Origin of the sequence: Falsiroseomonas tokyonensis (assembly GCF_019024325.1) — a bacterium.
GTDB lineage: Bacteria > Pseudomonadota > Alphaproteobacteria > Acetobacterales > Acetobacteraceae > Falsiroseomonas > Falsiroseomonas tokyonensis.
The window spans coordinates 458,899-485,487 of record NZ_JAFNJS010000003.1 but is presented as its reverse complement, the minus strand read 5'-3'; the positions used below and the strand labels follow the sequence as shown (position 1 = coordinate 485,487).

Genomic DNA, 26,589 nt, shown 5'->3' with positions numbered 1-26,589 from the left:
GCAAGAGCGAAGCTGCCAGCGGGACGCCGGGTCTCGGCTTCGCTCACCGCGCATTTTCTTCAACCGGCGCCGCGAAGGCCGCGCCAGCCAAGGAAGTCCATCATGTCCACCAAGCTGAAACTGTCCGCCCCCATCCCGGCGCATGGCGCGCAGCTGCATGAGCTCACGCTGCGCGATCCTAGCGGCCGCGACCTCCGCGAATGCGGACTGCCCTATCGCCTGCTGGCGGAAGGCGGCGTCGTCATCGATGGGCCGGCCTCGCATCGGATGATCGCGCAGCTCGCCGCCGTGCCGCCCTCCTCCATCGATCAGCTCACCGGCGCCGACTGGAACGCCGCGGCGCAGGTGGTGCTAACGATGGTGGCGGGCCAGCAGCTCGCGACCGTGGAGAACGCGTTGGCCGAGGTCGAGGCGAAGCCGGGCGGCTAAGCCGCCGGCGCCTCGGCCGTCCCCGGCCTCCCTCGCTTGAAGGCCCGGAGGACGCGCATGGCAGGTGCAGCGCGCCGGCGGGGCCTCCTACAAACCCCGCATGGCGCTCCCGCCCAAGGGCGGTGCTACGGCCAGGAGAATATCACCGTGTCGCGGCACGCTGCCGGGGGAGGATAGTCCAATCGGGTAGCGCCTCGCACCCGATGCAGAGGGCCCTATTTCGAGGTTGGGGTTTCGCGCCGTGGGCGGTATGTCTGTTCGGGATGCTTCGGCGCGGAAGGGATCGTCGGTTCAAGAACCTTTGCCGCGACCATTCGGCCGACGATGTCGCCGGTATATCCAACAGACCTCCCCATCAGCCTCGCCAAGTCCTTGATGCGCAGAGGACGCCAAGCCGTCAGCGCGAGCACCGCGGCTTCCATGGAGTCCGGATCGGATCGCTTCCCGAGGCCGTGCAGTTGCGCCTGAAGCTCCTCAGGAAGCGCGCCACGCTCGAGCTCCGGTTGGCCGCTCAAAAGGTCCTCAGCCGTGCTCCGGCGCGTCCGCGGCACGCGTGTCTTCGGTACTTGAGTGACGCGCAAGGGTTCCGTTTTCGGAGCAAGATCGCTCCCCTTCTCGCCTGAAGGGCTCGTCACCGCCGGGAGAGAGGTAGGTGCAGCATGGACGCTGTCTGCCAAGGCCGCACCCTTACCTGCCAAGGCCGCCGCACTACCTGCCAAGGCACCGCGCCTATCTGCCAAGCCTGAAGAACTATCTGCCAAGCCCGTCGTGTTATCGACCAAGCGGCCTTCGCCTGCATCCTCATCTTCGTCGGTTTGTGTCGTCGTGTCGCTAGGGCTGGCCATTGCGGTCGCGAGCATCCCATCTGGTACGTAAAAGGTGCCTGACGTGCGGCCGAGTGCCTTCAACAAGCCTGCATCCCTCAACCTGCGCAATGCATGGCCGGCCACCCAGGGATCGGTGTGGTTTAGATCCCGATATGCACGATTATCGATCGTGCCCGTCTCTCGAACGAGAATTAGGGCCTTGTGATCTTCATTTGTCAGGTTGTGCTCACGAAACTGCCCAAGCCAATTGACATCGCGCTCTGTAAGAAAATGATGAAACAAGAATGTAGCTGTGAAGCGATTGCCGACCCTGTCTGACTTGAGCTGTGGAGGCTCCAAACCTGCCTTGACCATTTCCGCCTGCATAGCGCGGATACCGGTTCCTTTTGTCTCAGCGAAATTGGTGTCGTGCAGAACTGCAGCGATCGCTACATTGCGGGTGACTGACCCCGGCTCACCAAGGCGCTCCTCAGATTTCAAGGAATAACCAGGGTTTTGGATGACGAGGCGATTGGCGTAGCGGACGATGAGCACCGGATGCTGTTCTCGGTAACTGCGATGCATCGCCGCGTTAACCAGCGCCTCTCTGATCACCCGATGCGGCAGCTTAGGCTCATCTTCGCGCTGCAATGAATTGGATGGCAGGTGAAAGGCTCGTGGCAGATCGTCCATGATAGCGGCCTGCGCTCGCACCAGCAGCGTCATCAACGGGCCGCGCATATCGAGGGTAGCTTCAAATCGGGATGCAGCGTCCTCGACCCAGTCTTTTCCAGGCACCCGGGCGTAGTCAATTCGCAGCATCGGCATATGCCTGCGCAGGGCGAGTGACCGGCCAAAAAGTACAAGCCCTGCTACGGTAAGCACCAGGCCGCCAGGCTTCGGGTTAGCGCAGCGCAACGCTAGAAGCAGATCGTCGTCCTCTAGCTGCAGCTCTTCGGCCGATGGATTCACCGCAGCCCTCGCTCGGCGGTATGCTGACAGTGCATCCATATCGACATCGGCAAGCGACGACCCGGGAATATCGGTTGAGTCGTACTGCTCGACGCCGCGGTCATTGAAGAGGACGGCAAGATCCTCTTCCGTGCATCGAACGTCTGATGAGCCAATGCGCCGAAACGCGCCTCCGGGCAGCCCGGTCTTGGCTACGAATATCGGCTTCGCTGCAGCTGGTGCTTCGACGACATGGACGCCGATCACCGTCTCACCGTTAACCTGCTCGGTCTGGGTGAGAATACGCACCGGCAGATTGAAAACGGTGTTGCACTGGTTGACGAGGTCTTGCGTGATCTTGTCCGGATCAGCGACGCCGGTCACCGTGTATCCTGGGAAGAGCGACCCCTCCTCTGGCTCGACGCCGAGCAGAAGGATACCTCCTCCCATACGTGGTTCGTTGGCGAAGGCGCAGACGGTCTCCAGGATCGACTTGCCGATCTGGCTGCCTCGCTTGGCTTCCAGGTTATGGTGCTCATCAACCGAATTAAGGAGTTGGACCAGCTCCTTAAGCGAGACCTTTCGTTCTCCAACAACGAATGGCGTCACGATCCCGCCTTCCGCAGCCGCACTCCAGGCCCGCCGCCATTCTCTGCGATGAATTCGACGCCGGCAGCTTCTAGGGCAGCGCGGATCGCGGCGAGGGTCCGAGCTTGGAGCGCCTCGCCCTTTTCGAGACGGACAATTGTGTCCGTGGACACACCTGCCGCTGCTGCCAGGTCGCGAACGCCGAGGCCGACTGCTGCTCGCGCCATCTTCGACTGAACCGCCGCTAACTGCACCACGTTCAGAAAGCCTTGCACTGTGCTGAACCGGAGCATATCCTAACCGCGTTCTGAAAGCTGAACAACGTCAGAACGGCCGGATGGGGAAGGTGGAAGCTCCCACACCCGGCCTGACCACCACCCGAGCCCCACGGAGGCCCGAACGATGACTGCTGACCACCCTACAACGGCGCGCGGGCGCCGTGCAGTGCTGCGCGGCGGTGCCGCGCTCATCGCCGCATCGCCTGGCATCGCCTGCGCCGCAAGCGAACCGGATGCCGAGCTGCTGGCCCTGGCGCAGCGGTGGCGCTCGGCATGGGCCTGCTTTGAATCCGCGTGTGATGCCTACGCCGTCGCCGAACGGCATGATGATCGGCCTGCGACCGATGCCGCGAGCGCGCGGATGCATGGCGAGCTGACCGCCATTGCAGCGGTAGAGCAGGCCATGGCCGCAGCGCCCGCCATTGGCGCCGCTGGCTTGGCTGTAAAGGCGGCGCTGCTGTCCCGAATCTTTCTCGGCCCGACCGAGCCGCGGCCGCGACATGACGATCTGGCGCGCAGCCTGGCAGCCGATGCGCGTCGCCTGGTGCCCTGCGCCCCGGAGGTGGAAGCATGACCACCGCCCCCACCCGGCGCGGCCTGCTGGCTGCGGCGCCCGCCCTGCTGTTCACGCCCGCGGCGCTGGCCGAAGCGCCGGCGGCGCTGCCGGAGGCGGATGCCCGGCTTCTCGCCCTGCGTACCGCCGCCCGCGCCGCGCTGGAGCGGCAGGAGGCGGCTTTCCGGCAATGGACGAAGGCGGAAGGCGCGCGGGATCGCGCGGCCATGGCCGCGGCAGATGCGGACCAGCAAGAGCACTGGGAAGCCTATGTGGATACGCTACTGGAAATGACGGAGATCCCCGCCGCCGGCCTGGTGGGCCTTGCCGCCAAGATGAGCGCCACGGCGGCCTTCGCGGATGCGGAGGGCGGGCAGAACGATGAGGAATTCCAGATGCTGGCCAGCGCGGCGGAAGATGCCGCCCGGCTGTTGGGCTACCTAGCGCAGCCCGGGGGCGAGGCATGAGCCGGCCCGCCTCCCGCCCGGAAGGGCATCGCCATGTGCCGCTGCGGCCGCGCATGGCAATGCCGTGGCCATGGCCGCCGCAGCGGCGCCGCCGGTGAGGCACTGATGCCCGCCCGCAAGGCCGGCGGCCCCTCCCGCATGGCGCAGCTCATCCGCGCGGCGGAGGCCATGCCGGCCGCCGTGGTTGCCTGCGATGTGGCCAGCCTGGTGGAGGCCCATCTTCCGCCGGATGATGCGGTCGCCGCCGGCGAGGTCGCGGCGGAGCTGCTGCGCCTCGCCCTCTCCGGCGCCTGGCGCCCGCTGCCGCTGCTGCGAATGGCAGAGGCCGCGGCGCACCTGGCCGCGGCCCGGATGGACTATGCCGCCTGGCGTGCCTCCGATTTCCCGGCGCCCGATGTCGGGCGGATGATGGACGATTCCATCGCTTGGCGCCGCGCGCACCATCCGGCGCCGCGGGCCGGCAATGTGCGGCCCGCGTGATGCGAGCAGCTTCCAACTTGCCCGGGATGATGCCGCCGCCGATGCTGCAGCAAGGCGCGGCCACGGTTGGCCGCCGCGCGCCGGGACCCCACGCCCGGCCGGCCGCGCCGCTTCCTTCGTCGCGTGGGGATGGTCGGCGTGGGGTGGTGATGACGACGATGGAGGATGCTGGCACGGCGCCAGGCGCGGTTCACGCGCTGGCGCTGGCCTTGGTTCTGCGGCGCGATCCGGCAGGGACCGGCAGCGGGTTGGGTGCGGGCCATGTGATCGCGATGCCCATGCCTCGGGCAATGGATGCCGAGGCGGCAGGGGCAGTCGTCGTCCTGGCGCGCGAAGTGCCCGAAGGGGTTCTCGACTTGCGGCAGCCTTGGGGGAGTGAATCGCTTCCGATTTTCGTGGCGCGCGAGCTCTTTGTTCATCCCGTGTGGCGCGGGCTGGCGGCGAAGCTCGATGCCTTGACCGGCAAGCGGTTGATTGAGCCTCCGCACCTGCCGGGCAGCGTCCCGGATCTACGCCGGCAGCGCGGCGGGCTGGCGAGCCTCGCTTACGATCCCGACGCCTCTGATGAGGGCGGCCTATCGGTCGGCCTCGTGGAATTTGCGCTGCAGCTCTGGATGCTCAGGCGGCGCCTGGATCTGCTGCGCGCTCTCGACGCGGGTTTGATTGTCGCCTCCGGTGCGCAGGACGGCCAAGCGCCGGCGCCCGTTCCTTCGCATGCCTGGCTGTCCGTCGAAGAGATCGACTGGTTGGGTGGGCTGGCCAGGTGGCGGAATACCACGCTTCACCAGATCACGGTGGCGACGGCCTCGGCTGCCGTGACGGCGCCTGCGGCGGACGCGCCGAAGCCGAAGCCCAGCCGACCGCCCCGAGTACGATCCGACGGCCCGAAGCCGCTAGGTCGCCCCTTGCGCGAGGCCAGAATGCGAAAGCTCGCCCGCATCCTCTTCTGGATTCGCTCGTATCCCGACAACAAATCCACCATCGATGGTGGTCGCGTGTCAGTGAATCCTGCGTTTGGCGATCGTCTCGCGAAGATGATTGGCGAGCCCGACCTGTCAAACGACACAATTAAGGATAACATAAATCTTTTGCAGCTTCCTGAGGCTGCGTTTAAAAATCAAATCCCGCGGGAGAGTGATGTTATTCGATGCGCCGCCATAAACTGCGCGCATATTTTTCCGAAATATTCTATTGACCATGGACATGTACTCGGCGTTGAAATATTTTGCGTCGATATTGTCGTTCCTAAAGTAAAAGACATCTGGAGCAAGCACTACAGATTTGGAGGCCCTAGGGTTGAAGTGCCCGGAGACGAGGCGATCCGCAGCGAGGTCTGTGCGATCATTGGGGAGCGGGCGCCCTCCTCCTGGCCGACCTTCCCCGATTACGGGATTGGACTGATCTATCTTCCGAAATTCTCTCCCGCCGTTGGGCAGGCGGAACCGCAGGCGTCCGGCGGAAAGGCCGATTAATGGACATTTCCCGGGCTTGGGCAGCTTTCGGCCTGCGGACTCAGGCGCCCCGCGCCCGATGGGCGCAGTTTCGCCGCCTGTCGTCTCATGACCGGAAGGCCCCATGTCCGATCGCGGAACCAACCACCTTACCTCCGCGCAGCTCGCCGAGCGCGAAGGCGTCGATATTCGAACCGTGCAGCGCTGGCGCCAGGACGGCAGCGGGCCGCCCTATCTGCGCATGCCCGGCGGCCGCCTTGTCGTCTATCGCGAATCCGATGTGGAGGCATGGGAAGCGGCCCGCCGCTTCCGCTCCACCTCGGAAGAGACGGTGAAGGCGGCGAAGGCCGAGCCGCAGGGCGCGCCCGCATGATGGTCCCGCTGCATATCCGGCACCTGCTGGCGCTGCGCGCCTCCGGCTGCGGCGTGCACATGGTGAAGTGGGGCGATGCGCTGCCGCCACATCGTATCGGCCGACGCGCGCTTCTGTGGCTGGGCGATGATCTGGATGAAGTATCGGGTGGCTCGCGCGGGCCCGTCGCCTTCGATCGGCCCGAGCTCCGCGCCTGGTTCAGTGCAATGCGCAGCGGCGCGCCGCTGGGCATCTTCGCTGGGGCGCCCCATCCCGAAGCCTATGCCGCCGTCTGTGCGGCCACGGCGGCTTCGCAGCCCGGCGGCATCATCGTGGAATGCGCTGAGGCCACCTATCGGCCTTGGGCCGACTTCGCCACGGTCCATGCGCCCGACGCGCTGCGCCTGGATGTGGGGCCGCCGAGCATCGCGCGTGCGGCCGCGCAGAATGCCACGGCGGCTGGCCGTGGGTTGGTGTTCCTGTGATGGCGGCGCCACAGGCCTCGGCATGCCAGCCGCAGCAGCCGAGCCCGCATGCAGAGCTGCGCGGGCGGATAGTGCGCATGGCAACCAAGCTGGGCAGCTTGGATTGGGCCGAAAGGGACGTGTTCGCTCGCGCCCTGCCGCGCCTGCTGGCCGCGCATGGCCTCACTTGGGATGACATCCTGCGCGACGCGCCGGCGCCTGTGCTGCGTTGCCAAGTGCCGCCTCGCGGGCGCTTCTGGTGGGAACTGATGCCGCCGCGGGAGGCTGCTCGGCAGTGCCTGGTCTGGCCCGCGCTGTTCAATGCGGCGGAAACCTCTGCCCTGGTGGATGTGGTGCTTTCGCGCGGCCGGCTGCCCGCGCAGGACCGTGACTTCATCCTCCGCATGGCGGTGCGGGTCCCCACGGCCTGGCCCGAGACATGGTGACGGTGCGCGACGGCTTCGACGCTGGCGCGATCGCGGCCATGCTGGCGCAGCGGGTCGAAGACCTGGCACGGGAGCTGCTGCCGAACGGCCGGCGGGACGGTGCCGAATGGCGCTGCGGTTCGCTGGCCGGCGAGCGTGGCCAGTCCCTGGCGGTGCGAATCCGCGGCGAGCGATGTGGCGTGTGGTGCGACTTCGCAAGCGGCCAGCGCGGCGATGCGCTCGATCTGGTCGCCGCCATCCGCTTCGGCGGTGACAAACGGGAGGCGCTGCGCTGGGCGCGGGGCTGGTTGGGCATTGGCCCCGGCAGCACGGCGCCCGCGATCCCGCCGGCGGCGCCGGCGCCGAAGGACCGCGGGCTGGATGCCGAGGCCGAGGCGCGCCGCAGGGCGGCCCTGGCGCTATTCCTGGCGGCGCAGCCGTCGATCGCCGGCACGCCCGTGGACTTCTATCTGCGCGGACGCGGCATCGCGCTGGCGGAGCTCGGGCGGCAGCCGCGGGCGCTGCGCTTTCACCCTGCCGTCTGGTGCGCGGAGGCCGGCCGGGACCTGCCCGCAATGGTCGCGGCGATCATCGATGGCGAGGGCACGCATCTCTCCACCCATCGCACCTGGTTGGCGCGAGACGCGGCGGGCCAGTGGCGCAAGGCGCCTCTTGCCAAGGCCAAGCGCGTGCTGGGCGGCTTTGCTGGCGGCTTCATCCCGCTGCAGCGTGGCGCATCCGGCAAGCCGATGCGCGAGGCGCCGGAGGGCGAGACGGTCGCCGCCGCGGAGGGAATCGAAACCGCGTTGAGCGTCGCGCTCGCTTGCCCGGACCTGCGCGTGGTCGCCGCCGTTTCAGTCTCCAATTTCGCGCGCCTCGCGCTGCCCCCTCAGGTCCGCACCTTGATCCTCTGCGCCGACAATGACGAAGGGGCGCAGGCCCGCGATGCCGTTTCCCGCGCGGTCGCGCAGCACCAAGCCGAGGGGCGCATCGTGCGGATCGCGCGCAGCCCGATCGGCTCCGACTTCAACGATTTGCTGCTGGCGGAACCGCAAGCATGACGGCGCCTAGCCCCGACGAAGATCCTCCGCGCCGTCGCCGCCCGCGCGATGCCGTGCGCCGAGCTGTGGAAGGCGCGGCGCCCGCGCCTCCAGCGGCGCCTCCGGTGCCGAAGGTGCCCGATCGCACCGATGGGCGGTTCGACATGAACCCGGTGCGCGGCCTGTTCTGCAAGCGGGAGGAAAAGACGCCGCTATGGCTGTCCGCGCCCTTCCGCGTGCTGGCGGAGACCCGTGACCCGGAAAGTCGCGCCTGGGGGCTGCTGCTGCACTTCCGCAACCGGGATGGCGTGGTGCATGAGCTCGCCATCCCCAAGCGGCTGATCGCCGGTGAGGGTGGAGAGGTGCGGCAGATCCTCGCGGATTGCGGCCTCGACCTGGCCAGCAGTCAGGCGGCGCGCCAGGCTTTCATGGATTACCTTTGCAGCATCCAGACGCCGGAGCGCGCGGTCAGCGTGCCGCGCATCGGGTGGCATCGTGTCGGCGACCGCTTGGTGTTCGTCCTGCCGGATGGGGTCATCGGCGAGGCGCGGGAGCGGGTCATCCTGCAGTCGGCGGAGCCGCAGTCGCACGACTTCCGCAAGGCCGGGTCGCTGGAAGACTGGAAGGCGAAGGTGGGGGCGCTTTGCATTGGCAATTCACGCCTGATGCTGGCCGCCAGCACCGCCCTCGCTGGGCCGCTGCTGGAGCTGCTGGGCGAGGAAGGCGGCGGCGTCCACTACGTCGGCAATTCATCGGTGGGCAAGAGCGCCGCCGGCCGCGTCGCCGCCAGCGTGTGGGGTGGCGGGCCGCGGGAGGGCGCGAAAGACTTCTGGCGGTCCTGGAACGGCACCGCCAACGGGCAGGAAGGCGCGGCCTCCCTGCACAACGACGCCCTGATGATCCTGGATGAGATGAACCAGGCGCGCGCGCAGGAAGTTGGCGACGTCGTCTTCATGATCGCGAACGGCGCCGGGAAATTGCGAGCGCAGCGCAGCGGCTTCATGCGCCAGCAGGCGCGCTTCCGGCTGCTGGTTTTCTCCACCGGCGAAGGCACCCTTGAAGCGAAGATGGCCGAGGCCGGCCAGCGCGTGATGGCGGGCCAGGAAGTGCGGCTGGTCCATGTCCCGGCCGATGCTGGCGCGGGGCATGGCCTTTTCGAGGATCTGCACGGCTGCGCCGATGGCGGGGCCCTGGCCAAGCGTATCGAGGCCGTCACGCGGCACCACTATGGCGTCGCCGCACGGGCCTTCATCGTGTGGCTCACCTCGCAAATGGCGGTGGATGAGGCGGCCTTTCGGCGACGCCTGGCGGAGCTTGTGGACGCGGTCTTCAAGCGCTTGGCCCCCGCCGGGGCGGACGGCCAGGTGCAGCGGATGACGCGCCGCTTCGCATTGATCGCCGCGGCCGGCGAGTTGGCGGCCGAGGCTGGCATCGTGCCTTGGCCACCGACCGATGCAGAGTGCGCCGCGCGCCTCTGCCTTGAGGCGGCGCTTTCGGAGCGCGGGACAGTGGGGGCGCGGGAGGACGCGGCAGCGATGCGGAAGCTCCGCGATTTCCTGCTTTCCCATGGCCCTTCCCGCTTCGAAGTCTGGGCGGATCGGAACAGCCGGCGCCAGGACGCCGAAGACCGCGGGGGCGATGGGCAGGAAGACCATGCGGGCACGCCGCCGCCGGAGCGCTTCCGCGCCATCAAGCGGGCCGGCTGGCGCCGCTGGCAGGTCAATCCGGCCGATGCGCAGGATTGGCGGTGGGTATATTACGTGACCAGCGAAGGCATGGCCGAGGCGCTGGCGGGGCTGAATCCGCGGGCCGCCATGCGCGTGCTGGTGGAACGCGGGCATGTGATCCCCGGCGCGGACGGGAAATCTTCGAAGGCTCTCAGCGTGGCAGGGGTGGGAAAGACCCGCCTCTATGAGATCGCACCGGCGCTGCTGGCGACGGGTGACGCGGGCGAGGCCCCCTGACATAGGCGAATTTTCCTTCACGCGCCGACGCGGCTGGCCTGCCGCCGTGCGGCTTTGAGGCCGCTCCCCGTTCCGAGGGAGCGGCCTTTTTTGTGCCTCCGGCTGCTGTCTGGCGCGGCCCCGGGGCATCTCAATCTGGAACACCTTTGGCCAAGGTGTTCCGGCCCGAATTCGTAACGGTGTTCCGGATTTCCCGTTATACTACAGAGGCTTATACCCACTTGGAACACAAGAACACGTGGAACACCGATTTTGAAGGGGTAGTAAGAGGGCAAGCCGCACGATTGGTTCAGGGGGTGGCGCTGTTAAGGGTCCGGTGGGAGGAAAATTCAGGCGATCGACTTGCCTTTGTCTGCGATCATGAAAATCCAATCGCAGCCATGGCCGATTTGTGGTACTATTCCCGGTATAAACGGGAAGTATTAGCCATGACCCTGAAGCTCAACTTCCGCAGTGACCTGAACCGCATGACGGTTATGCTTGCGGACTATGCCAAGAACCGCCTGCCGAAGGCCTCGGCAGACGCTCTCAACTGGACAGGCTTTAACGCGCGCGAGGCGGTGTGGGAGGCGATGGATCGCGTCTTGGACCGGCCGATGCAGTACACCCGTGGCGGTGTTCTGGTGGACAAGGCGCAGCCGAGATACCTCAACATGGCCGTGGCGCTGCGCGATCGGATCGACATGAAGAAGAAGGGGCTGCCGGCCTCGGTCTATCTGCGGACACAGATCGATGGTGGCGCGCGAGGACAGAAGTCCCACGAAAAGGCGCTGTCGGATGCGGGGGTTCTGCCGCCAGGCTACTACCTGGTGCCGACCCGGTATGCGGACCTCGACGCCTATGGGAACATGAAGGCCGGGCAGATCGTGAAGATCCTCTCCAGCCTGAACGCCTTCAAGGAAGTCGGCTCCACCCAGAATGCATGGGGCCGCAAGGGGCGTGGCCTGCGGAAGGGGGAGAGCTACTTCGCCATCGTGCCAGGGCGGCCGCAGGGGCGGCGGAAGGACGATCTAGGCGGCGGTGGGTTGCCGCCAGGCATCTACATGGTGCGCAATCGGGCGCTGGGTTTGGTGCTGCCGGTGGCTGCCATTGTCGGCAGCCCGCCCAGCTACACCCCGCGCCTCGACTTCGAAGGCATCACCCGTGCGAGCATCGAGCGGGACTTCCCGCGCCTGATGGCCAAGGCCATCGACCTCGCCTTGAAGCAGTCTAAGTGACCGGCAGGGCCGAGGGGGGGACCTCGACGCAACAATATTGCGCGGGTCCTTCCCAGATCTCGGCCGGTACACGGGTAATTTGGACCCCGGTAAGAGGCGGGATCTAAATTATAAAAGAATGCTTTGCGTTGTCTTTTCCGTTTTTGGGTCTTCTTCTATTCGGAGGGGTGACAGTGAACAAGGGTGATCTTGCACGGTTCCTCGGCATGTCGCTGCCGACCCTAAATAATCGCCTTGCGACCGACCCTGATCTGCCAGTTGTGCAGCGTGGCACCAACGGGCATCCGTGGGTCTTCGATGCTCAAGCCGTGAAGGCGCACCTTGATCGAAAGGCGCAGCTCAGGGCGGAGGAAGAAGCTGCCCGGAAGGCCTACCTCGATTCAATCCAGATGGATGGGCTGGGGCCGAGCGAGGGCCAGCGTCGCGGCTCATCTGCGCTCACCGCTCTGGCGAAGTCGCCAATGCCACCCCTCATCGCCGCAGCCGCGTCAGCTGCCGTCGTCAACGCCGTGCTTCAAGCTGCCGAGGATTTCGCCGCGAAGCATGGCTTGGCGGCCGCGGTCGCGACTGAGCTCAAGGAGCGGCTGCGGACCGCCATACAGGGCCAGCGCTAGCTCGCGCGCAGATGAGTCCGCAGTGAGTCCGCGACATGTCTACCCGATGAGTCCGCGAAGGTCCGCGGCGCCGCTATGTAATTGAAAGGGCGTGGTGCTGCTGAAGAGGATTGAACTCTTGACCTCTCCCTTACCAAGGGAGTGCTCTACCACTGAGCTACAGCAGCGTGCCGTCGGAGGGCGGAGAGCTTCCTAGCGGCCCGGCCAGCCCGGCGCAACCCCCGGGTGAAAGGCCGCTCGCCCCGCCGCAGCCCTGCCGCGGGAAGCCGGGTTTTCCGCCGCGGGACCATCGACAGGGCGGCCGCCATCCGCATCTATGGCTCATGCGCCCCCACCCCCCTTCCGCATGCGTCTGATTCTTATCCTGGGCGCGCTGGTGCTGCTGGCGGCCGCCTGGTGGCTCTACACCCCCGACCGGCCGCGCGCGGCGCTGGAGGCCAGCTATGCCGCGCCCCCGTCCCGCTTCCTGGAGGTGGCGGGCCTGCGCCTGCATCTGCGCGACACCGGCCGGCCGGAGGCCCCTGCCCTGATCCTGCTGCACGGCTTCGCCAGCAGCCTGCAGGCCTGGGAGGAGGTGGCGCCGATGCTGGAGGCGGATTTCCGCGTCATCCGCCTCGACCTGCCCGGCTTCGGCCTGACCGGCCCCGACCCCAGCGGCGACTACACCGATGCGCGCGCCCTGGCGGTGCTGGTCGCGCTGATGGACCGGCTGGGGCTGGCGCGGGCGCATATCCTTGGCAGTTCCATGGGCGGGCGGATCGCCTGGCGCTTCGCCGCGGCGCATCCGGAGCGCGTGGACCGCCTGGTGCTGATGGCGCCCGACGGCTTTGCCAGCCCCGGCATCGGCTACGACGCGCCGCCGCGCGTGCCGCTGCTGCTGCGCGCTTTGCCCTATACCCTGCCGGACCGCCTGCTGCGGGCGAGCCTGGAGCCCGCTTATGCCGACCCCGCCACGCTGACCCCGGCGCGCTTCGCCACCTATCGCGACATGCTGCTGGCCCCCGGCGTGCGCCAGGCGATCGTCGCCCGCGCCGGCCAGCATGTGCTGCCGCCGCCCGAGCCGATCCTGGCCAGGATCTCGGCCCCCACCCTGCTGCTCTGGGGTGCCGAGGACCGGATGGTGCCGGTGGCGAACGCCCAGGACTATCTGCGCGCCCTGCCGGAGGCGCGGCTTGTGGTGCTGCCTGGCCTCGGCCATGTGCCGATGGAGGAAGCGCCGGCTTCCATGGTGGCGCCGCTGCGCGAATTCCTCACCGCGCCATGACGCCCGCCTGCGTAACCCCGCCCCACCCCGCCGCGAAGTTACGGGGGGCCGCCGCCCGCGAAAGGATCGCGCCTTGTCGACACTGAGCCTGGCCATGCCGCGGCCCCTCGCCCCCGAAAAATTCCGCGACCCGGCCGTGACCGCCAAGGGGGTGCGCCGCGCGACGGTGGCGCCCGTGGCGCTGGAGACGCTGTGGTTCAACACCGGCACGCTCTGCAACATCACCTGCCGCGCCTGCTACATCGAAAGCAGCCCGCGCAACGATGCGCTGGTCTATCTCTCGGCGGCGGAGGTTTCGGCCTATCTGGACGAGGCCGCGGCGACGGGCACGGCGCTGCGCGAGGTGGGGTTCACGGGCGGCGAGCCCTTCATGAATCCCGGCCTGGTGCCGATGCTGGAAGATGTGCTGGGCCGTGGCCTGCAGGCGCTGGTGCTGACCAATGCGATGAAGCCGATGAAGCGGTATGCGCGCAGACTGCTGGACGTGCGGGAGCGGTTCGGGACGGAGCGTCTGACGCTGCGTGTGAGCCTGGACCACCACAGCGCCGCGCACCACGATTTCGAACGCGGCGCCGGCAGTTTCGCCGCCACGCTGGAAGGCCTCGGCTGGCTGGCGCGCGAGGGGTTTCGCGTGCACGTCGCCGGCCGCGCCAGCTTTGGCGGGGAGGATGAGGCCGCGATGCGCGCCGGCTTCGCCCGGCTGTTCGCCGAACACGCCATTCCGATCGAGGCCGCGGACCCGGTGGCGCTGATGCTGTTTCCCGAGATGGACGCGGCCGTGGACGTGCCGGAGATCACCGAGGCCTGCTGGGGCATTCTGGGGAAACACCCGGAGCAGATGATGTGCGCGACCTCGCGCATGGTGGTGAAGCGGCGCGGGGCGGAAAGGCCCGCGGTGGTGGCCTGCACGCTGCTGCCCTACGACGCGCAGTTCGAGCTGGGGGGGACGTTGGCGGAGGCGGCGCGACCGGTGGCGCTGAACCACCCGCATTGCGCGAAGTTTTGCGTGTTGGGGGGGGCGAGCTGTTCGGGGTGATGAGTAAAAATCGACTGCGGCCCAATTTTACCCCAACTATGAGGCCAGCAAAAATGGCACTAACACTAAAATAAATCCGCGCGAGCTGATTAGTCTTTTTTGTCAAGCACCTCAACTGACTTTTCTGGGTTGGCCCATTCAAATACTTCCAGCGGCGTTCGTGCGCAGAGTCTATCGATCGCGGACGCAGAAAAGGTGGCCGCATGATCGTGCCTACGGTCAGTCACAAGGCCAAACTGCCGCAAGTATCTACGAACGGCCGTGGGCCTTTCCGAATAGTCTCGACCCCAGATCGATTGCAAGCGCTTCTTTCTAAATAGATAAGCATAATTACCATAGACATCGGGCGGCGCCTTCCAGACCAGCTCCCTCAAATACTGATCCGCATCTAAGTCTCGGAAAAGAGCAATCTCCAAAATATGGATAAAATTTTGGGCTGCACTTATGAGGGATGCGACCTCTTTGAAGGTGGGTGCTGCTGAGTCAAACCCAACAAGCAACCTCTCAACGTCGAGGCCTCGATAGACGGAAGCGATGTCTGCCGCATTGTCGCGGAGCGTTTTTCTGTGAAGATCACTTACTTCCGTATCCGCTTCCTCATGCGCGCCTTTGTTGCGCCAAGCAACCATCACAGAAACCAAAGAAAACAAAACCGGCGATTCAGACCAATAGCGCTTCTCCAATGCCAAAATTTTGTTGAATACACTTCGTCCAGCGCCATCAACACCGTTCTTCAGCTCTACTTCTTGAATCAAGCCAGGCGAGCGCCGGCACATCCTCAAATACACATCGACGGCATCCACTGAACGTACGAGCACCATATCCAGTACAAGCCGTCTTGCCCGCCTCGCTGAATTAACTGGGTTCGCCGGTGACCAAGCTGCATGAAGATCGGGAGGCGGTGCCGTCACGAGACCCTGCTCAACGGCGTCAAGTCCGACCAAGATCGTTACGATCATGTGGTTTGCTTGGCCAAGAAGCTCCTTAAACCGCCTCCGTGCATGGCTTTCATTGAGGTAGAGCGTCATGGAGCTCCTTGTTGCGTCGAACGGGATTCGAACCCGCGCCGCCCGATCTGAGAAAGCCGAGGCTTTTTGAAGTCAGGAGCTCTACCACTAAGCTACCAACGCGCAGACCCTATATCCTCATCGTATGTTTGAGAAAAGCCCTAAGTCGCATTCTTGGCTATACGCTAGGGTCCACCGGGGCGCACAGGCGAATTAGTCCTGGGCAAGCCGCCAAAACCGAGCCGCTCAAAGATACCGCTGGAGCCTTTTGGACCGTCGACAGCGTCAAGCTAGCCATGGATGTGGCTCTAATGTTCAGACTTTCTAACAGCGCTTGCCTACCCCTCCACCGTCTGCCGCCGCGCCTCCGCCTGCAGCACCCGAATCGCCTCCTCCAGCACCGCCAGCGTCTCCGCCGGCAGCGCCCCCCGAAACGCCGCATCCCGCTCCCGCGCCGCCTGCATCAGCCCCGCCTGCAGCCGCGCCCCCTCCCCCGAAAGCCGCAGCGCCACCTCCCGCGCGTCCTGCGCCCCGGTCGCGCGTTCCACCAGCCCGCGCGCGACCAGCGCCTTCACCGCGCGGGACGCCTGCGCCTTGTCCAGGCCGGATTCCCGGGCCAGGTCGCGCAGCGTCATCGGCGCGAAACCCCCCAGCAGCGCCAGGATGCGCCATTCCATCAGGCTGACGCCGAAATCGCGGCGGTAGCGGCGCGCCGCCCCTCGGCTCAGCGCATTGGCCAGCCGGTGGATCCGGTAGGAGAGAAGGTCCCGGATGGTCTCCGGCGGGGTGTTCGGCATGCCCCCCAGGGTCCCGCGGCCCAATACCTGCCGTCAACCGCCGTGGAATTGCCGCAAGGCTCGGGCCACACTGCGCGCCATGCGCATCGAAGCTCCCAGCCTGCCCGCCCCCCAGACGCATGCCGCCGCCTATGCGCGCCCGGCGCTCTCCGTCGTCGTGCCCGCCTATAACGAGCAGGAGGTGCTGCCCGCCTTCCATGCCCGCCTGGTGCCGGTGATGCAGGGCATCGGCCTGCCGTGGGAGGTGGTCTATGTGAATGACGGGTCCCGCGACGGCACGCTGGCGCTGATGCTCGGCCTGCGGGCGCAGGATGCGCGGGTTTCCGTGGTCAATCTCAGCCGCAACTTCGGCAAGGAAATCGCCCTCACCGCCGGGCTCGATCATGCGGCGGCGGAGCAGGCGGTGGTGGTCATCGATGCGGATCTGCAGGACCCGCCGGAGGTGATCCCGGACCTCGTCGCCGCCTGGCGCCAGGGGTATGACGTCGCCTATGCCCGCCGCCGCGCGCGGGAAGGCGAGACCTGGCTGAAGAAGGCCACCGCCGCGGGCTTCTACCGCGTCATGAAGCGCATCGGCGGCAAGGTGGAGCTGCCGGCCGATACCGGCGATTTCCGGCTGATGAGCCGCCGCGCGCTGGATGCGCTGCTGGCGCTCCGCGAACAGCACCGCTTCATGAAGGGCCTCTTCGCCTGGGTCGGCTTCCCCTCCGTGCCTGTCCTGTACGACCGCGCGCCGCGCGCGGCGGGGGAGACGAAGTGGAACTACTGGAAGCTCTGGAACCTGTCGCTGGAAGGCATCACCGCCTTCACCGTCGGCCCGCTGAAGATCGCCACCTATCTGGGCCTGTTCACCGCCTTCGGCGCGGTGATCTATGGCGTGCAGCTCATCATCCGCACGATCCTGTTCGGCAATCCGGTGGCGGGCTATCCCAGCCTGATGGCGGTGGTGCTGTTCCTCGGCGGGGTGCAGCTGATGACGCTGGGCATCATCGGCGAGTATCTCGGCCGCATCTTCAACGAGACCAAGCGCCGCCCGCTGTACATCGTCGAACGCCATGTGCCGAGCGAGATGGCGCCCAAGGCCGGGCCCGGCTGAGCCCTCAGCGGCAGGCCAGCAGCGCCCCGATCGGGCGGCAGCGCGCCTCGCTGTCCGGCACCAGCGGCGCCAGGCTGTCCTGGGCGGCGGGCAGGATCAGGCGCAGCTCGCCGGGTGCGAGGGGGGCCGCGGCCAGCGCCTGGTCGCGGCAGGCGGGCGGGGTGCGCCAGCGGGCGACATACATGGTGCTGGCCGGCACCGCGCGTTCGGAGGCCAGCACCAGCACCTCCAGCAGCTGCGGATAGGTCGCGGCATCCGCATGGGTCAGGCAGGTCCAGCTCGGCAGCAAAGTGAGCGAGCCGGCCGAGGCCAGTTCGGCGCGCAGGGCAGGCGCCTCCACCGTCCAGGCCGGGCGGGCCTGGGCCCAGTCCGCGATGGCGGCGCGCAGCGGCGTGGCATCGGCGAATTGCAGCAGCCCGGCCGCCAGGCACAGCACGGGCCGCACCCGCGCCAGCAGCACCATCCCCGCCAGCAACAGCGCATAGGCCACGGGCCAGAAGAAGCGGCCGGAGGCGCGGAACTGCTCCAGCGCCGCCGGTGGCGGGCCGAGGTCCAGCACGATGCGCGTCCCGAACCCCACCTGGAAGGACACGGCCAGCGCCGTCAGCCCCAGCAGCACCACGGCCAGCCCGGCATGGCGCCCCAGCCTCCGCCAGGCAAAGCGCGGCCGCAGCAGCAGCCCTAGCACCAGCGCGCCCAGCAGCCCGGCGCCGAGCCAGTTGTAGCCCTCCCACCCGCCATGCCCGGTCGCATCCAGCTGCGGCGACCAGGGCCAGCCGGACAGCAGCGAGCCCGCCGGCCAGACGGGCGAGAGCAGGTTCAGCGCGAACTGCCCGTAGCCGCCATCGCCTTGGGCGCCGAGGTAGCCGAAGCCCGCCATCACACCCAACACCAGCCCGAAGCTGGCCGCCACGGCCAAGGCGGGGCCGAGGAAGGCCTCGCCCCGCAGCAGCCGCGTGGCGGGCACGGCGCCCAGCAGGGCGAGCGTCATGGCGGCCAGGTAGGGGTGGACCAGCAGCGTCGCCACCTGCAGCAGCGCGGCCGCGATCCACAGCGCCACGCTCGGCCGCGTCACCAGCCGCAGATACAGGCCGAGGCCCAACAGCAGCAGAAAATGGCCGCACAGCGCCGCATGGCCGAAGCGCCCGATCCAGGCGGGCATGGAGGAAGCGGCCAGCGCGATGCCGATCGCCGGCAGCAGCCGCCGTTCCCCCGCGCTGCGCAGGGCAAAGACGGCGGCGATGGGCTGCGCCAGCCAGGCCAGGCCGTAGAACAGCCCGATCCCGTGAAACCCCTCCGGCAGCCAGCCGCGCAGCATCTTCAGCAGCAGCGCCAGCAAAGGGATGGAATCGGCGAAGGCGGTGTTCATGCCGCCCTCCTGGGTATTGAGGTTGCCGGCGAAGGTCGGCGGCCACCCCCAGGCATCGGCGATCAGGTAGCGCTGCGCCACCATGTGCTGCGCCGCATCCCCCGCCGGCCGCCAGGCCTGCCCGGCCCGGGGGAACAGGAAATCGATCGGAAAGACCCAGAGCGCCAGGCCGAGGCCCAGGGCGAAGGCCGCCGCATAGGACAGCAGCGTGGTCTGGCGTTCGGTCAGCGTCGCGGTTCCTGTCGGCCGGGGCGCCGCTTCAGGGGCGCACAGCCGCGCCGTGTAGGCGCGCCGCGGCGCCTCACGCAAGCCAGCCTGGCCGGATCAGGCGATGCAGCTGACGACCGCGATCCAGAAGGCGCCGGACAGGATCACCGCAAGGCCGATGCCCCGCGCCGGGCTGCCGGAGGGGGACTTGTTGGGGGACTTGTTGCGGGACTTGTTGGGGGCCTGGTTCACCATCATGCGGGGCGGAAGGGCAGTCCAAACATCGGCATCCGGACGCTCGGATCGGGCATGGCGGAAGGCTGAGTTGCGCATGCCCAATTATGGCACAACCGCGGCGGGTGTTGTCCCGTGAAAAGCGGCGGGATCATGATTTTTTCGTGGAGGGGCAAAGGATTCGGCGGACCTTTCGCAGCCGCCACAATCCCGCCGCAAGCGCGTCCCAAACCCGCCCATCCCTACGCGTATCACCCCCATCAAGGGAATAGCTCCTGACCCGATCTGCGGCCGCCCACTGCCACGCCGCATCGTGCCGGAAGCCCGACCCGCCCACACAAGAAGCGGCCCCCGCCGCGATCACGAGGACCTCCATGCCTGGCCTGGACAATATCCAGACACTGCTGCGGGAACCCGAAACCCGGCGATCGATCTTCGCCTTCAGCCCGGCCGAGGCGCAGCCCCTGGCCGCCGCCGAGCCCCCGGCCAGCGCGCAGGCCATCGCCAAGCGCGGGCTTGATCTGCTGGGCGCCGGCCTGCTGCTGCTGTTCTGCCTGCCGGTCTTCCTGGTGATTGGCCTGCTGGTCCGCATGGATGGCGGCCCGGCCTTCTATGCGCATGAGCGTGTGGGCCGCGGCGGCCGGCTGTTCGGCTGCCTGAAGTTCCGCTCCATGGTCGCCGATGCGGATCGCCGCCTGGCCGCGCTGCTGGAGCGTGACCCGGCCGCCCGCGCCGAATGGGAAGCCACCCGCAAGCTGAAGGCGGATCCGCGCGTGACGGCTATCGGCCGCTTCCTGCGCGCCACCTCGCTGGACGAGCTGCCGCAGATCCTGAACGTGCTGCGCGGCGAGATGAGCCTGGTCGGCCCCCGCCCGGTACAGGCGGCGGAGCTGGCGGTCTATTACGGCGCGGCGGCGCAGCACTACATGGCGGTGCGCCCGGGCATCACCGGCCCCTGGCAGGTCTCCGGCCGCAACGACACCTCCTATACCCAGCGCGTGGCGCTCGACGTGGCCTATGCCCGCCAGAACTCGCTTCTCGGCGACCTGCGGATCCTGCTGCGCACCCCGATGGCGGTGCTGGCCCGGCGCGGCGCCTACTGAGCCTTCCCATGCGCGGCGGCGCGCGGCATACCGCGCCGCTCTGACTTTCAGCAGGAACGGCGCAGGTCATGGCCAATTCGGCCGAACATCGCGCCTCCGGGGGGCGGCTTCTCTCCGGCACCTTGTGGAATGCGGCGGGCCGGGGATTGCCCCTGCTGCTGGCCCTGGCGCTGACGCCGGTGCTGGTGGGGCAGATGGGCATCGACCGCTGGGGGCTTTTCACCCTCGCCTTGGCGCTGGTGGGCGTCTTCGGAGTGTTCGACCTGGGCGTGGGGGCGGCGCTGACGCGGGCGCTCTCGGCCCGGATCGGCGCCGGGGAGATCGAGGGCGCGGCGGAACTGGCCGGCGCCGCGATCAGCGCGCTGGGCCTGCTGAGCGCCGTCATCGCCGGCCTGGCCTTCGCCTTCGTACCAGCCCTCGTCACCGGGCTGCTGAACACGCCGCCCGAGCTGCAGGCGGAAGCCATCACCGCCTTCCGCTGGCTGTGTGCCGCCGCGCCGCTCGTCGTGGTGAATGCGGCGCTCTGGGGCACGCTGGCGGCGCATCAGCGGTTCCGGGAGGCGAACCTGGCCGCCATCCCCGTCGCCATCTTCTATTATCTCGGCCCGGTGCTGGTGCTGATGGTCTGGCAGAGCCTTGTGGGCGTGATCCTGGCGCTGCTCGCCTGCCGGCTGGCCAATACGCTCTCCTACCTCTGGCTGGCGCGACGAGACCTGCCGGGGCTGCGGCCGGTCTGGCCGTCCTGGCCGCTGATCGCGCCGCTGCTGCGGATGGGCGGGTGGATGAGCGCCTCCGGCGTGCTGACGCAGGCCCTGCTCTATGCCGACCGATTCCTGGTGGGCGCGCTGCTGACCCTGGCGGCGGTCGCCTACTACGCCACGCCGCTGGATCTCGTCATGCGCATGTGGATCCTGCCCGTCGCGGTGGCGCAGGCGCTGCTGCCGGCCATGGCCAGCGCCTATCTCTCCCATGCCGAGGCCACTGCCGGCCTGCTGCGCCGCGGCGCGCTGCTGGTGATGGCCGCCGTGCTGCCGGCCTGCCTGGTGCTGGTGGTCTGGGGGCCGGAGATCCTGCGGCTATGGCTCGGCGCGGATTTCGCCGCCGGCGGCGGGCGGGTGCTGCAGATCCTCTCGGTCGGCATCTTCTTCTCCTGCGCCGCCTTCGCGCCCGGCGCGCTGCTGGATGCGATCGGCCGGCCGGATGCCAACGCCAAGTGGCAGCTGCTGCAGGCGCTGGTCTTCCTGCCGCTGTCCGCGCTGCTGCTGCTCTGGATCGGCATCGAGGGTGCGGCCGCGGCCTGGGCGCTGCGCTGCGCCACCGATGTCTTCGGGCGGCTGTTCCTCGTGGCGCGCCTCTACCCGGCGGCCGGTGCCACCGCCCGCCAGCTGGCCGGTCCGCTCTTCGCCGGCGGCCTCGGCCTCGCCATCCTGCTGCCCGGCCTGCTGCCGATCCCCCTCGCCCTGCTGGCGCTGGCCGGCTTCACCGCCGCCGGGCTATTCGCCCTGACCGCGGCCGAGCGCCGTGACGCCCGCGGCCTGTTGCGTCGCCCCTGGCGCATCCGCGCCGTGCTGCGCGGAGAAGCCGCATGACGCTTGCCATCAACGCCCGCTTCCTGACCCAGAAGATGTCCGGCGTGCAGCGCTTCTCGCGGGAGACCGTGACGGCGCTGGCCCAGTCCGGCCGCCCGATCCGCCTGCTCGCCCCGCGCGATGCCCCGGCCAGTTTTGCCGGCCTGCCGGTGGAGCGCATCGGCCGCCGCGCCGGCCAGTCCTGGGAACAGTTCGACCTGCCCGGCGCGCTGTCCGGCCAGCATCTGCTGAACCTGGGCAATACCGCGCCGTTGCGGGTCGGCGCCGCGCAGACCCTGGTGATCCATGACGCCGGGGTCTTCGACACGCCGGAAAGCTATTCCTTTGCCTTCCGCGCCTGGTACCGCGCCCTGCACTGGACCCTGCCGCGCCGCGGCGCCCGCATCGTCACCGTCTCGGAATTTTCGCGCGGCCGGCTTTCGCTGCATCTGGGCCTGCCCACCGCGCGTATGGGCGTGGTGATGGAAGGTGGCGAACATGCCCTGCGCGATGCGGCGGAGCCGGAGGTGCTGGCGCGCCATGGCCTTACCCCCGGCCGCTTCGTGCTGGCGGTGGGCACCCGCGCCGCGCACAAGAACCTCGATGCGCTGCGCGACGCCGTGGCCCTGCTGGCGGCGCGCGGCATGAAGCTGGCCGTGGCCGGCGCCGCCGATGCCGGCGTCTTCCGCAATGCCGGGGATGTCGATTCGGCCGTGGCGCTCGGCCGGGTCAGCGATGGCGAGCTTCGGGCGCTGTACGAGGCCGCGCTCTGCCTGGTCTTCCCCTCCCGCTACGAAGGCTTCGGCCTGCCGCCGCTGGAGGCCATGTGGTGCGGCTGCCCGGTGCTGGCCGCCGCCGCCGGCGCGGTGCCGGAGGTGTGCGGGGAGGCCGCGCTGTATTTCGACGCCGAGGGCCCCCGCACCCCCGCCGCCGCCCTGACCCGCCTGCTGGAGGAACCGCTGCTGGCCGAGCGGCTGCGCATGGCGGGCCGGGGCCGCGCCGCCGCCTTCTCCTGGCCCGCCGCGGCGGACCGGCTGCTGGCCCTGATGGAGGCCCCATTGGTGGACCGTCGATGAAGATCGCCATCGTCCATGAATGGCTGGACAGCTATGCGGGCTCCGAACGCGTGCTGGAGCAGCTTTTCGAGATCTTCCCGCAGGCCGATCTCTACGCCGTCTGCGATTTCCTGCCGGAAAGCGAGCGCGCCTTCCTCGGCCGCCGCGTGCCGCGCACCTCCTTCATCCAGCGCCTGCCGCGCGCCCGGCGCTGGTTTCGCTACTATCTCGGCCTGATGCCGCTGGCAGTGGAGCAATTCGATCTTTCCGGCTACGATCTGGTCGTGTCTTCCTCTCACGCCGTCGCCAAGGGGGTGCTGACCGGGCCCGGGACGCTGCATGTCAGCTACGTCCATAGCCCGATGCGCTACGCCTGGGACCTGCAGCACCAGTATCTGCGCCAGGCCCGCATGGAGCGCGGCGTGAAGGGCGCGCTCACCCGCTGGCTGCTGTCGCGCATGCGCGCCTGGGATTTCGCCTCCGGCGCCCGGCCCGATGTGATCGCAGCCAATAGCAGCTGGATCGCGGAGCGCATCCGCAAGTCCTGGCGGCGGGAGAGCGTGGTGGTGCATCCGCCGGTGGACCTTGAGGGGTTCCCCTTCCAGGCCGCGAAGGGTGATGCCTATGTCGTCGCCTCCCGTATGGTGCCCTACAAGCGAATCGACCTGATCGCGGAGGCTTTTCGCCAGATGCCCGACAAGCGCCTGATCATCGCCGGCGACGGGCCAGAGATGGGGCGCGTCCGGGAAGCCGCCGGCACCGCCCCCAATATCGAGATTTGCGGCCGCGTCAGCCAGGCCGACCTCGTCGCCCTGCTGGCCTCGGCGCGCGCCTTCGTCTTCGCGGCGGAGGAGGATTTCGGCATCGGCATGGTGGAGGCCCAGGCCTGCGGCACGCCGCTGATCGCCTATGGCCGCGGCGGCGCCACCGACATCGTACGGCCCGGCGTCACCGGATTGCTGTTCCCCCGCCAGACCACGGAAAGCCTGATCGCCACCGTGACCCAGTTCGAATCCCTGTCCATCGCCCCCGAAGCCTGCCGGACCAATGCCGAGCGATTCTCGCGCGAGGTGTTCCGTGACCGGATGCTGGGGCTGATCCGCGAGGCCTGCGCGGCACGGGGGATGGAGGCGCCATGATCCATTTCAGCCTGATCGTCGCAACCCGCGGCCGCACTACGGAGCTGGTGGAATTCCTCGACAGCGTCACGGCCCAGGGCCGCGCCGACATCGAGGTGATCGTGGTCGACCAGAACGAGGATGGCCGCCTTGCCCCCCTTCTGGCGCCGTACACGGAGGCGCTGCGGATCACGCATCTGCGCTCCTCCATCGCGCGCGCCAACCACGCACGTAACCTCGGCCTGCGCCAGGCGCGCGGGGCGCTGGTCTCCTTCCCCGACGATGACTGCCTCTATCCGCCCGGGCTGCTGGACCGCGTGGCCAATGCCTTCGCCGCCGACCCGGCGCTGATGATCCTGACCGGCCCGGCCGAGAGCCCGGAAGGCGGGCTCGGCTCCGGCCGCTGGCGGGTGGAGGGCGGGCCGATCACGGCGGCCAATGCCTGGACCAGCGTCATCGAGTTCAACCTCTGGCTGCGCCGCGGCCTGGCGCTGCGCCTCGGCGGCTATGACGAGACCATGGGGCCGGGCACCGGCCTGGGCTCGGCCGAGGGAAATGACCTGGTGCTGCGCGCCGTGACCGTGGGCCACAAGGCGATCTACGATCCCAGCCTGCGCATCATCCACCCGGACAAGCGCCTGTCGGAGGTCGCGGTGGCCCGCGCCTGGCTCTATGGCGGCGGCCTCGGCTTCGCGTTGCGGCGGCATTCGGTGCCGGCCAGCGTCTGGCTGCCCTTCGCCATCCGCCCGATCGGCGGGCTGGCGCTGAGCCTGCTGCGGCTGCGGCCACGCGACGCGGCCTATTACGGCATGACCTTCCTCGGCCGGCTGCGCGGTTTTGCGCGGCGGGACGCGACCGCGGGGCGGATCCGGCCGGCCATCGAGGGCCAGCCGGAGGAGGATCGCTGATGCGGCTGGCGATCGGCATCGCCACCCGCGGCCGCGCCGTCATACTGGGGGAGGTTCTCGACGAACTCCGGCGGCAGACCCGCGCGCCGGACCGCGTGCTGGTCTGCCATGTGACCGAGGAGGATATCGCCGGCCTGCCGGCGCGCTTCCCGCAGGTGCAGTTCATGGCGAGCCCGGCCGGCCTGCCGCGGCAGCGCAACGCGATCCTGGATGCCGTGGGCGATTGCGACGCCGTGCTGTTCCTCGACGACGATTTTTTGCCAATGCCGGACTACCTCGCCGTGACGGAGCGGGTGCTGATGGCGCATCCGGATTGCGTGGTGACCACCGGCACCGTGATCGCGGACGGCGCCAAGGGCCCGGGGCTTTCGGTGGCGGAAGGGCGCGCGCTGCTGGCGGCCGATGTGCCGCCCGAGGATGCGCTGGCCGTGACGCCACACTTCAACGGCTATGGCTGCAACATGGCCTTTCGCCTGGCCCCCCTGCGCACGCATGGGATCCGGGTGGATGAATCGCTGCCGCTCTATGGCTGGTACGAGGATATCGACGTGACCCGCGCGCTGGGCCGGCACGGCTCCATCCTGCGGCTGGCAGGCGCGCGGGGCGTTCATCTGGGCGCCAAGTCGGGGCGCGTCTCCGGGCTGCGGCTCGGCTATAGCCAGGTGGCGAACCCGGTCTATCTGGCGCGCAAGGGGACCTTTCCCTGGAGCCACGCCATCCCCTCCGCCGCGCGCCACACCGCGATGAACGCGCTGCGATCCCTGGCGCCGGAACCGCATGTGGACCGCTTTGGGCGTTTTCGGGGGAACCTGATCGCACTGACGGACCTGCTGCGCGGCCGAGCGCATCCCGCGCGCATCCTGGAGTTGTAGATGCAGGACCTGCTGTTCCTGCTCTCAAAAGTGCTGTGGGCGCTGCTGCGGCCGAATACGCTGGCCCTGGCTCTGGCGGTGCTCGGGCTGCTGCTGGTCTGGCGTGGGCGGCGCTTCGGGCGCTGGCCGCTGGCGCTGGGGATCGGCTGGTATGCGGCGGTCTTCGCCCTGCCGGTCGCGGCGCTGCTGACCCTGCCGCTGGAGAACCGCTTCCCCCGCCCCGCCACGCCGCCGGCGCAGGTCACCGGCATCATCGTGCTGGGCGGCGCGGTGGAGCAGCGGATGACGGAAGCCCGCGGCATCCCCGCGCTGAACGGCGCGGCAGAGCGGATGACGGAGGGTGTGGCCCTGGCACTGCGCTACCCCGAGGCGCGGCTGGTCTTCACCGGCGGCACCGCCGCCATCGACCAGTCCGGCCCCACCGAGGCCGAGACGGCGCGCCTCCTTTTCACCAGCCTCGGCCTGCCGGCAGGCCGCCTGGTGCTGGAAAACGAGAGCCGCAATACGCACGAGAACGCGGTCTATACCCACCGCCTGCTGAACCCCCAGCCGGGCGAGACCTGGCTGCTGGTGACCTCCGCCAGCCACATGCCGCGCAGCATGGGCGTGTTCCGCGCGGCGGGCTGGAGCCGCATCATCGCCTGGCCGGTGAACTACACCACCGGCAACGACCCCGCCTATTGGTGGGACAACCCCTTCCCCACCAAGCTGAACCACGCGGAATGGGCGCTGCGCGAATGGGTGGGCCTGGTGGCCTATCGGCTGATGGGGCGGACGCCGGCGCTGTTCCCGGCGCCGTGATCCTGACCTCAGTCGCGCCGCTGGTACGCCAGAGGCGTGACGGCGCGGCCTCCGGCCGCTTGGCTTTCGCGGCAT

At 68.5% G+C, this 26,589-nt stretch carries 28 protein-coding genes and 2 tRNA genes; 22 read left to right on the top strand and 8 right to left on the bottom strand.

Going from position 1 to position 26,589, the window contains the following annotated elements; all coding sequences use genetic code 11:
* Positions 1-102 precede the first annotated feature (102 nt).
* A complete protein-coding gene (locus J3S20_RS12850) occupies positions 103-429 on the top strand; it encodes a phage tail assembly protein (RefSeq protein ID WP_216836866.1) in 327 nt (108 codons plus the stop codon).
* A 215-nt stretch (positions 430-644) separates the two neighbouring features.
* On the opposite strand, the gene J3S20_RS12845 is transcribed toward J3S20_RS12850, so the two are convergent.
* Together J3S20_RS12845 and J3S20_RS12840 are read right to left on the bottom strand one after the other, a co-directional pair.
* Positions 645-2,795: an ATP-binding protein gene (locus J3S20_RS12845; RefSeq protein ID WP_216836865.1), complete on the bottom strand. Its 2,151-nt coding sequence runs from the start codon at positions 2,793-2,795 to the stop codon at positions 645-647.
* Positions 2,792-3,001: a helix-turn-helix domain-containing protein gene (locus J3S20_RS12840; protein WP_216837062.1), complete on the bottom strand. Its 210-nt coding sequence runs from the start codon at positions 2,999-3,001 to the stop codon at positions 2,792-2,794. The genes J3S20_RS12845 and J3S20_RS12840 overlap by 4 nt, the downstream gene beginning before the upstream one ends.
* Before the next feature lie 175 nt (positions 3,002-3,176).
* Here J3S20_RS12840 and J3S20_RS12835 point away from each other — a divergent pair, with 175 nt between their 5' ends.
* The 11 genes from J3S20_RS12835 (at position 3,177) to J3S20_RS12785 (ending at position 12,079) form a co-directional block, all read left to right on the top strand.
* Positions 3,177-3,626, top strand: coding sequence for a hypothetical protein (locus J3S20_RS12835; RefSeq protein WP_216836864.1), 450 nt, complete (start codon positions 3,177-3,179; stop codon positions 3,624-3,626).
* On the top strand, positions 3,623-4,072 hold the full coding sequence (locus tag J3S20_RS12830) for a hypothetical protein (RefSeq protein ID WP_216836863.1): 450 nt from the start codon (positions 3,623-3,625) through the stop codon (positions 4,070-4,072). The genes J3S20_RS12835 and J3S20_RS12830 overlap by 4 nt, the downstream gene beginning before the upstream one ends.
* A gap of 105 nt (positions 4,073-4,177) precedes the next feature.
* The gene (locus tag J3S20_RS12825; RefSeq protein ID WP_216836862.1) at positions 4,178-4,552 is read left to right on the top strand and encodes a hypothetical protein; all 375 of its coding nucleotides are present in this window, start codon (positions 4,178-4,180) and stop codon (positions 4,550-4,552) included.
* Positions 4,553-4,701: 149 nt separating this feature from the next.
* Positions 4,702-6,024, top strand: a complete 1,323-nt coding sequence (locus J3S20_RS12820; RefSeq protein ID WP_216836861.1) for a hypothetical protein — start codon at positions 4,702-4,704, stop codon at positions 6,022-6,024.
* Positions 6,025-6,127: 103 nt separating this feature from the next.
* Entirely contained in the window at positions 6,128-6,376 is a 249-nt protein-coding gene (locus tag J3S20_RS12815; RefSeq protein ID WP_216836860.1) for a helix-turn-helix transcriptional regulator, read from the top strand.
* On the top strand, positions 6,373-6,840 hold the full coding sequence (locus J3S20_RS12810) for a hypothetical protein (protein WP_216836859.1): 468 nt from the start codon (positions 6,373-6,375) through the stop codon (positions 6,838-6,840). Before J3S20_RS12815 ends, J3S20_RS12810 begins: the two co-directional genes overlap by 4 nt.
* Before the next feature lie 77 nt (positions 6,841-6,917).
* On the top strand, positions 6,918-7,265 hold the full coding sequence (locus tag J3S20_RS12805; protein ID WP_216836858.1) for a hypothetical protein: 348 nt from the start codon (positions 6,918-6,920) through the stop codon (positions 7,263-7,265).
* The gene (locus tag J3S20_RS12800; protein ID WP_246602726.1) at positions 7,259-8,305 is read left to right on the top strand and encodes a DUF7146 domain-containing protein; all 1,047 of its coding nucleotides are present in this window, start codon (positions 7,259-7,261) and stop codon (positions 8,303-8,305) included. The genes J3S20_RS12805 and J3S20_RS12800 overlap by 7 nt, the downstream gene beginning before the upstream one ends.
* Before the next feature lie 113 nt (positions 8,306-8,418).
* Positions 8,419-10,248: a DUF927 domain-containing protein gene (locus tag J3S20_RS12795; RefSeq protein ID WP_216836857.1), complete on the top strand. Its 1,830-nt coding sequence runs from the start codon at positions 8,419-8,421 to the stop codon at positions 10,246-10,248.
* 428 nt (positions 10,249-10,676) lie between these two features.
* On the top strand, positions 10,677-11,465 hold the full coding sequence (locus J3S20_RS12790) for a hypothetical protein (RefSeq protein ID WP_216836856.1): 789 nt from the start codon (positions 10,677-10,679) through the stop codon (positions 11,463-11,465).
* Positions 11,466-11,638: 173 nt separating this feature from the next.
* Entirely contained in the window at positions 11,639-12,079 is a 441-nt protein-coding gene (locus tag J3S20_RS12785) for a terminase small subunit (protein ID WP_216836855.1), read from the top strand.
* Positions 12,080-12,171: 92 nt separating this feature from the next.
* Here the strand turns inward: J3S20_RS12785 and J3S20_RS12780 are convergent.
* Positions 12,172-12,246: transfer RNA gene (locus tag J3S20_RS12780), tRNA-Thr, on the bottom strand.
* 179 nt (positions 12,247-12,425) lie between these two features.
* On the opposite strand from J3S20_RS12780, the gene J3S20_RS12775 reads away from it, so the two are divergent.
* Both J3S20_RS12775 and J3S20_RS12770 read left to right on the top strand, forming a co-directional pair.
* Complete coding sequence (locus J3S20_RS12775; RefSeq protein ID WP_216836854.1) at positions 12,426-13,343, top strand: alpha/beta fold hydrolase; 918 nt, start codon at positions 12,426-12,428, stop codon at positions 13,341-13,343.
* 73 nt (positions 13,344-13,416) lie between these two features.
* The gene (locus J3S20_RS12770; protein WP_246602725.1) at positions 13,417-14,379 is read left to right on the top strand and encodes a radical SAM protein; all 963 of its coding nucleotides are present in this window, start codon (positions 13,417-13,419) and stop codon (positions 14,377-14,379) included.
* An 89-nt stretch (positions 14,380-14,468) separates the two neighbouring features.
* Here the strand turns inward: J3S20_RS12770 and J3S20_RS12765 are convergent, their stop codons facing one another.
* From J3S20_RS12765 to J3S20_RS12755, 3 genes are all read right to left on the bottom strand, one after another.
* A complete protein-coding gene (locus J3S20_RS12765; RefSeq protein WP_216836853.1) occupies positions 14,469-15,407 on the bottom strand; it encodes a hypothetical protein in 939 nt (312 codons plus the stop codon).
* A gap of 12 nt (positions 15,408-15,419) precedes the next feature.
* Positions 15,420-15,509 (bottom strand) — tRNA-OTHER (locus J3S20_RS12760).
* A 215-nt stretch (positions 15,510-15,724) separates the two neighbouring features.
* The gene (locus J3S20_RS12755) at positions 15,725-16,183 is read right to left on the bottom strand and encodes a MarR family winged helix-turn-helix transcriptional regulator (protein ID WP_216836852.1); all 459 of its coding nucleotides are present in this window, start codon (positions 16,181-16,183) and stop codon (positions 15,725-15,727) included.
* A 79-nt stretch (positions 16,184-16,262) separates the two neighbouring features.
* Between J3S20_RS12755 and J3S20_RS12750 the strand changes: the two genes are divergently transcribed.
* Entirely contained in the window at positions 16,263-17,279 is a 1,017-nt protein-coding gene (locus tag J3S20_RS12750) for a glycosyltransferase family 2 protein (protein WP_216836851.1), read from the top strand.
* 4 nt (positions 17,280-17,283) lie between these two features.
* On the opposite strand, the gene J3S20_RS12745 is transcribed toward J3S20_RS12750, so the two are convergent.
* Complete coding sequence (locus J3S20_RS12745) at positions 17,284-18,957, bottom strand: DUF6311 domain-containing protein (protein ID WP_216836850.1); 1,674 nt, start codon at positions 18,955-18,957, stop codon at positions 17,284-17,286.
* 15 nt (positions 18,958-18,972) lie between these two features.
* Positions 18,973-19,113 (bottom strand): hypothetical protein, encoded by a 141-nt coding sequence (locus J3S20_RS12740; protein WP_216836849.1) that lies wholly within the window; start codon positions 19,111-19,113, stop codon positions 18,973-18,975.
* Positions 19,114-19,463: 350 nt separating this feature from the next.
* On the opposite strand from J3S20_RS12740, the gene J3S20_RS12735 reads away from it, so the two are divergent.
* The 7 genes from J3S20_RS12735 to J3S20_RS12705 all read left to right on the top strand — a co-directional run bounded on the left by J3S20_RS12735 (position 19,464) and on the right by J3S20_RS12705 (position 26,514).
* Positions 19,464-20,192 carry a sugar transferase gene (locus tag J3S20_RS12735; protein ID WP_216836848.1) on the top strand — a complete coding sequence of 243 codons (729 nt, stop codon included), beginning with the start codon at positions 19,464-19,466 and terminating at the stop codon, positions 20,190-20,192.
* A gap of 68 nt (positions 20,193-20,260) precedes the next feature.
* Positions 20,261-21,781, top strand: coding sequence for a flippase (locus tag J3S20_RS12730; RefSeq protein ID WP_216836847.1), 1,521 nt, complete (start codon positions 20,261-20,263; stop codon positions 21,779-21,781).
* Positions 21,778-22,836: a glycosyltransferase family 4 protein gene (locus J3S20_RS12725; RefSeq protein WP_216836846.1), complete on the top strand. Its 1,059-nt coding sequence runs from the start codon at positions 21,778-21,780 to the stop codon at positions 22,834-22,836. Before J3S20_RS12730 ends, J3S20_RS12725 begins: the two co-directional genes overlap by 4 nt.
* Positions 22,833-23,954 (top strand): glycosyltransferase, encoded by a 1,122-nt coding sequence (locus J3S20_RS12720; RefSeq protein ID WP_216836845.1) that lies wholly within the window; start codon positions 22,833-22,835, stop codon positions 23,952-23,954. The genes J3S20_RS12725 and J3S20_RS12720 overlap by 4 nt, the downstream gene beginning before the upstream one ends.
* Entirely contained in the window at positions 23,951-24,841 is an 891-nt protein-coding gene (locus tag J3S20_RS12715; RefSeq protein WP_216836844.1) for a glycosyltransferase family 2 protein, read from the top strand. The genes J3S20_RS12720 and J3S20_RS12715 overlap by 4 nt, the downstream gene beginning before the upstream one ends.
* Positions 24,841-25,713, top strand: a complete 873-nt coding sequence (locus J3S20_RS12710; protein WP_216836843.1) for a glycosyltransferase family 2 protein — start codon at positions 24,841-24,843, stop codon at positions 25,711-25,713. The genes J3S20_RS12715 and J3S20_RS12710 overlap by 1 nt, the downstream gene beginning before the upstream one ends.
* On the top strand, positions 25,714-26,514 hold the full coding sequence (locus J3S20_RS12705; protein ID WP_216836842.1) for a YdcF family protein: 801 nt from the start codon (positions 25,714-25,716) through the stop codon (positions 26,512-26,514).
* Positions 26,515-26,589 lie beyond the last annotated feature (75 nt).

Excerpts from the sequence above, each read along its gene's own strand:
- J3S20_RS12800 (WP_246602726.1), top strand. The coding sequence starts at position 7,259 with ATGGTGACGGTGCGCGACGGCTTCGACGCTGGCGCGATCGCGGCCATG.
- J3S20_RS12765 (WP_216836853.1), bottom strand. The coding sequence starts at position 15,407 with ATGACGCTCTACCTCAATGAAAGCCATGCACGGAGGCGGTTTAAGGAG.
- J3S20_RS12735 (WP_216836848.1), top strand. The coding sequence starts at position 19,464 with ATGCCTGGCCTGGACAATATCCAGACACTGCTGCGGGAACCCGAAACC.
- J3S20_RS12710 (WP_216836843.1), top strand. The coding sequence starts at position 24,841 with ATGCGGCTGGCGATCGGCATCGCCACCCGCGGCCGCGCCGTCATACTG.
- J3S20_RS12815 (WP_216836860.1), top strand. The coding sequence starts at position 6,128 with ATGTCCGATCGCGGAACCAACCACCTTACCTCCGCGCAGCTCGCCGAG.
- J3S20_RS12725 (WP_216836846.1), top strand. The coding sequence starts at position 21,778 with ATGACGCTTGCCATCAACGCCCGCTTCCTGACCCAGAAGATGTCCGGC.
- J3S20_RS12810 (WP_216836859.1), top strand. The coding sequence starts at position 6,373 with ATGATGGTCCCGCTGCATATCCGGCACCTGCTGGCGCTGCGCGCCTCC.
- J3S20_RS12830 (WP_216836863.1), top strand. The coding sequence starts at position 3,623 with ATGACCACCGCCCCCACCCGGCGCGGCCTGCTGGCTGCGGCGCCCGCC.
- J3S20_RS12825 (WP_216836862.1), top strand. The coding sequence starts at position 4,178 with ATGCCCGCCCGCAAGGCCGGCGGCCCCTCCCGCATGGCGCAGCTCATC.
- J3S20_RS12705 (WP_216836842.1), top strand. The coding sequence starts at position 25,714 with ATGCAGGACCTGCTGTTCCTGCTCTCAAAAGTGCTGTGGGCGCTGCTG.
- J3S20_RS12750 (WP_216836851.1), top strand. The coding sequence starts at position 16,263 with ATGCGCATCGAAGCTCCCAGCCTGCCCGCCCCCCAGACGCATGCCGCC.
- J3S20_RS12715 (WP_216836844.1), top strand. The coding sequence starts at position 23,951 with ATGATCCATTTCAGCCTGATCGTCGCAACCCGCGGCCGCACTACGGAG.
- J3S20_RS12820 (WP_216836861.1), top strand. The coding sequence starts at position 4,702 with ATGACGACGATGGAGGATGCTGGCACGGCGCCAGGCGCGGTTCACGCG.
- J3S20_RS12740 (WP_216836849.1), bottom strand. The coding sequence starts at position 19,113 with ATGATGGTGAACCAGGCCCCCAACAAGTCCCGCAACAAGTCCCCCAAC.
- J3S20_RS12730 (WP_216836847.1), top strand. The coding sequence starts at position 20,261 with ATGGCCAATTCGGCCGAACATCGCGCCTCCGGGGGGCGGCTTCTCTCC.
- J3S20_RS12720 (WP_216836845.1), top strand. The coding sequence starts at position 22,833 with ATGAAGATCGCCATCGTCCATGAATGGCTGGACAGCTATGCGGGCTCC.
- J3S20_RS12790 (WP_216836856.1), top strand. The coding sequence starts at position 10,677 with ATGACCCTGAAGCTCAACTTCCGCAGTGACCTGAACCGCATGACGGTT.
- J3S20_RS12805 (WP_216836858.1), top strand. The coding sequence starts at position 6,918 with ATGGCAACCAAGCTGGGCAGCTTGGATTGGGCCGAAAGGGACGTGTTC.
- J3S20_RS12775 (WP_216836854.1), top strand. The coding sequence starts at position 12,426 with ATGCGTCTGATTCTTATCCTGGGCGCGCTGGTGCTGCTGGCGGCCGCC.
- J3S20_RS12840 (WP_216837062.1), bottom strand. The coding sequence starts at position 3,001 with ATGGCGCGAGCAGCAGTCGGCCTCGGCGTTCGCGACCTGGCAGCAGCG.
- J3S20_RS12850 (WP_216836866.1), top strand. The coding sequence starts at position 103 with ATGTCCACCAAGCTGAAACTGTCCGCCCCCATCCCGGCGCATGGCGCG.
- J3S20_RS12835 (WP_216836864.1), top strand. The coding sequence starts at position 3,177 with ATGACTGCTGACCACCCTACAACGGCGCGCGGGCGCCGTGCAGTGCTG.
- J3S20_RS12755 (WP_216836852.1), bottom strand. The coding sequence starts at position 16,183 with ATGCCGAACACCCCGCCGGAGACCATCCGGGACCTTCTCTCCTACCGG.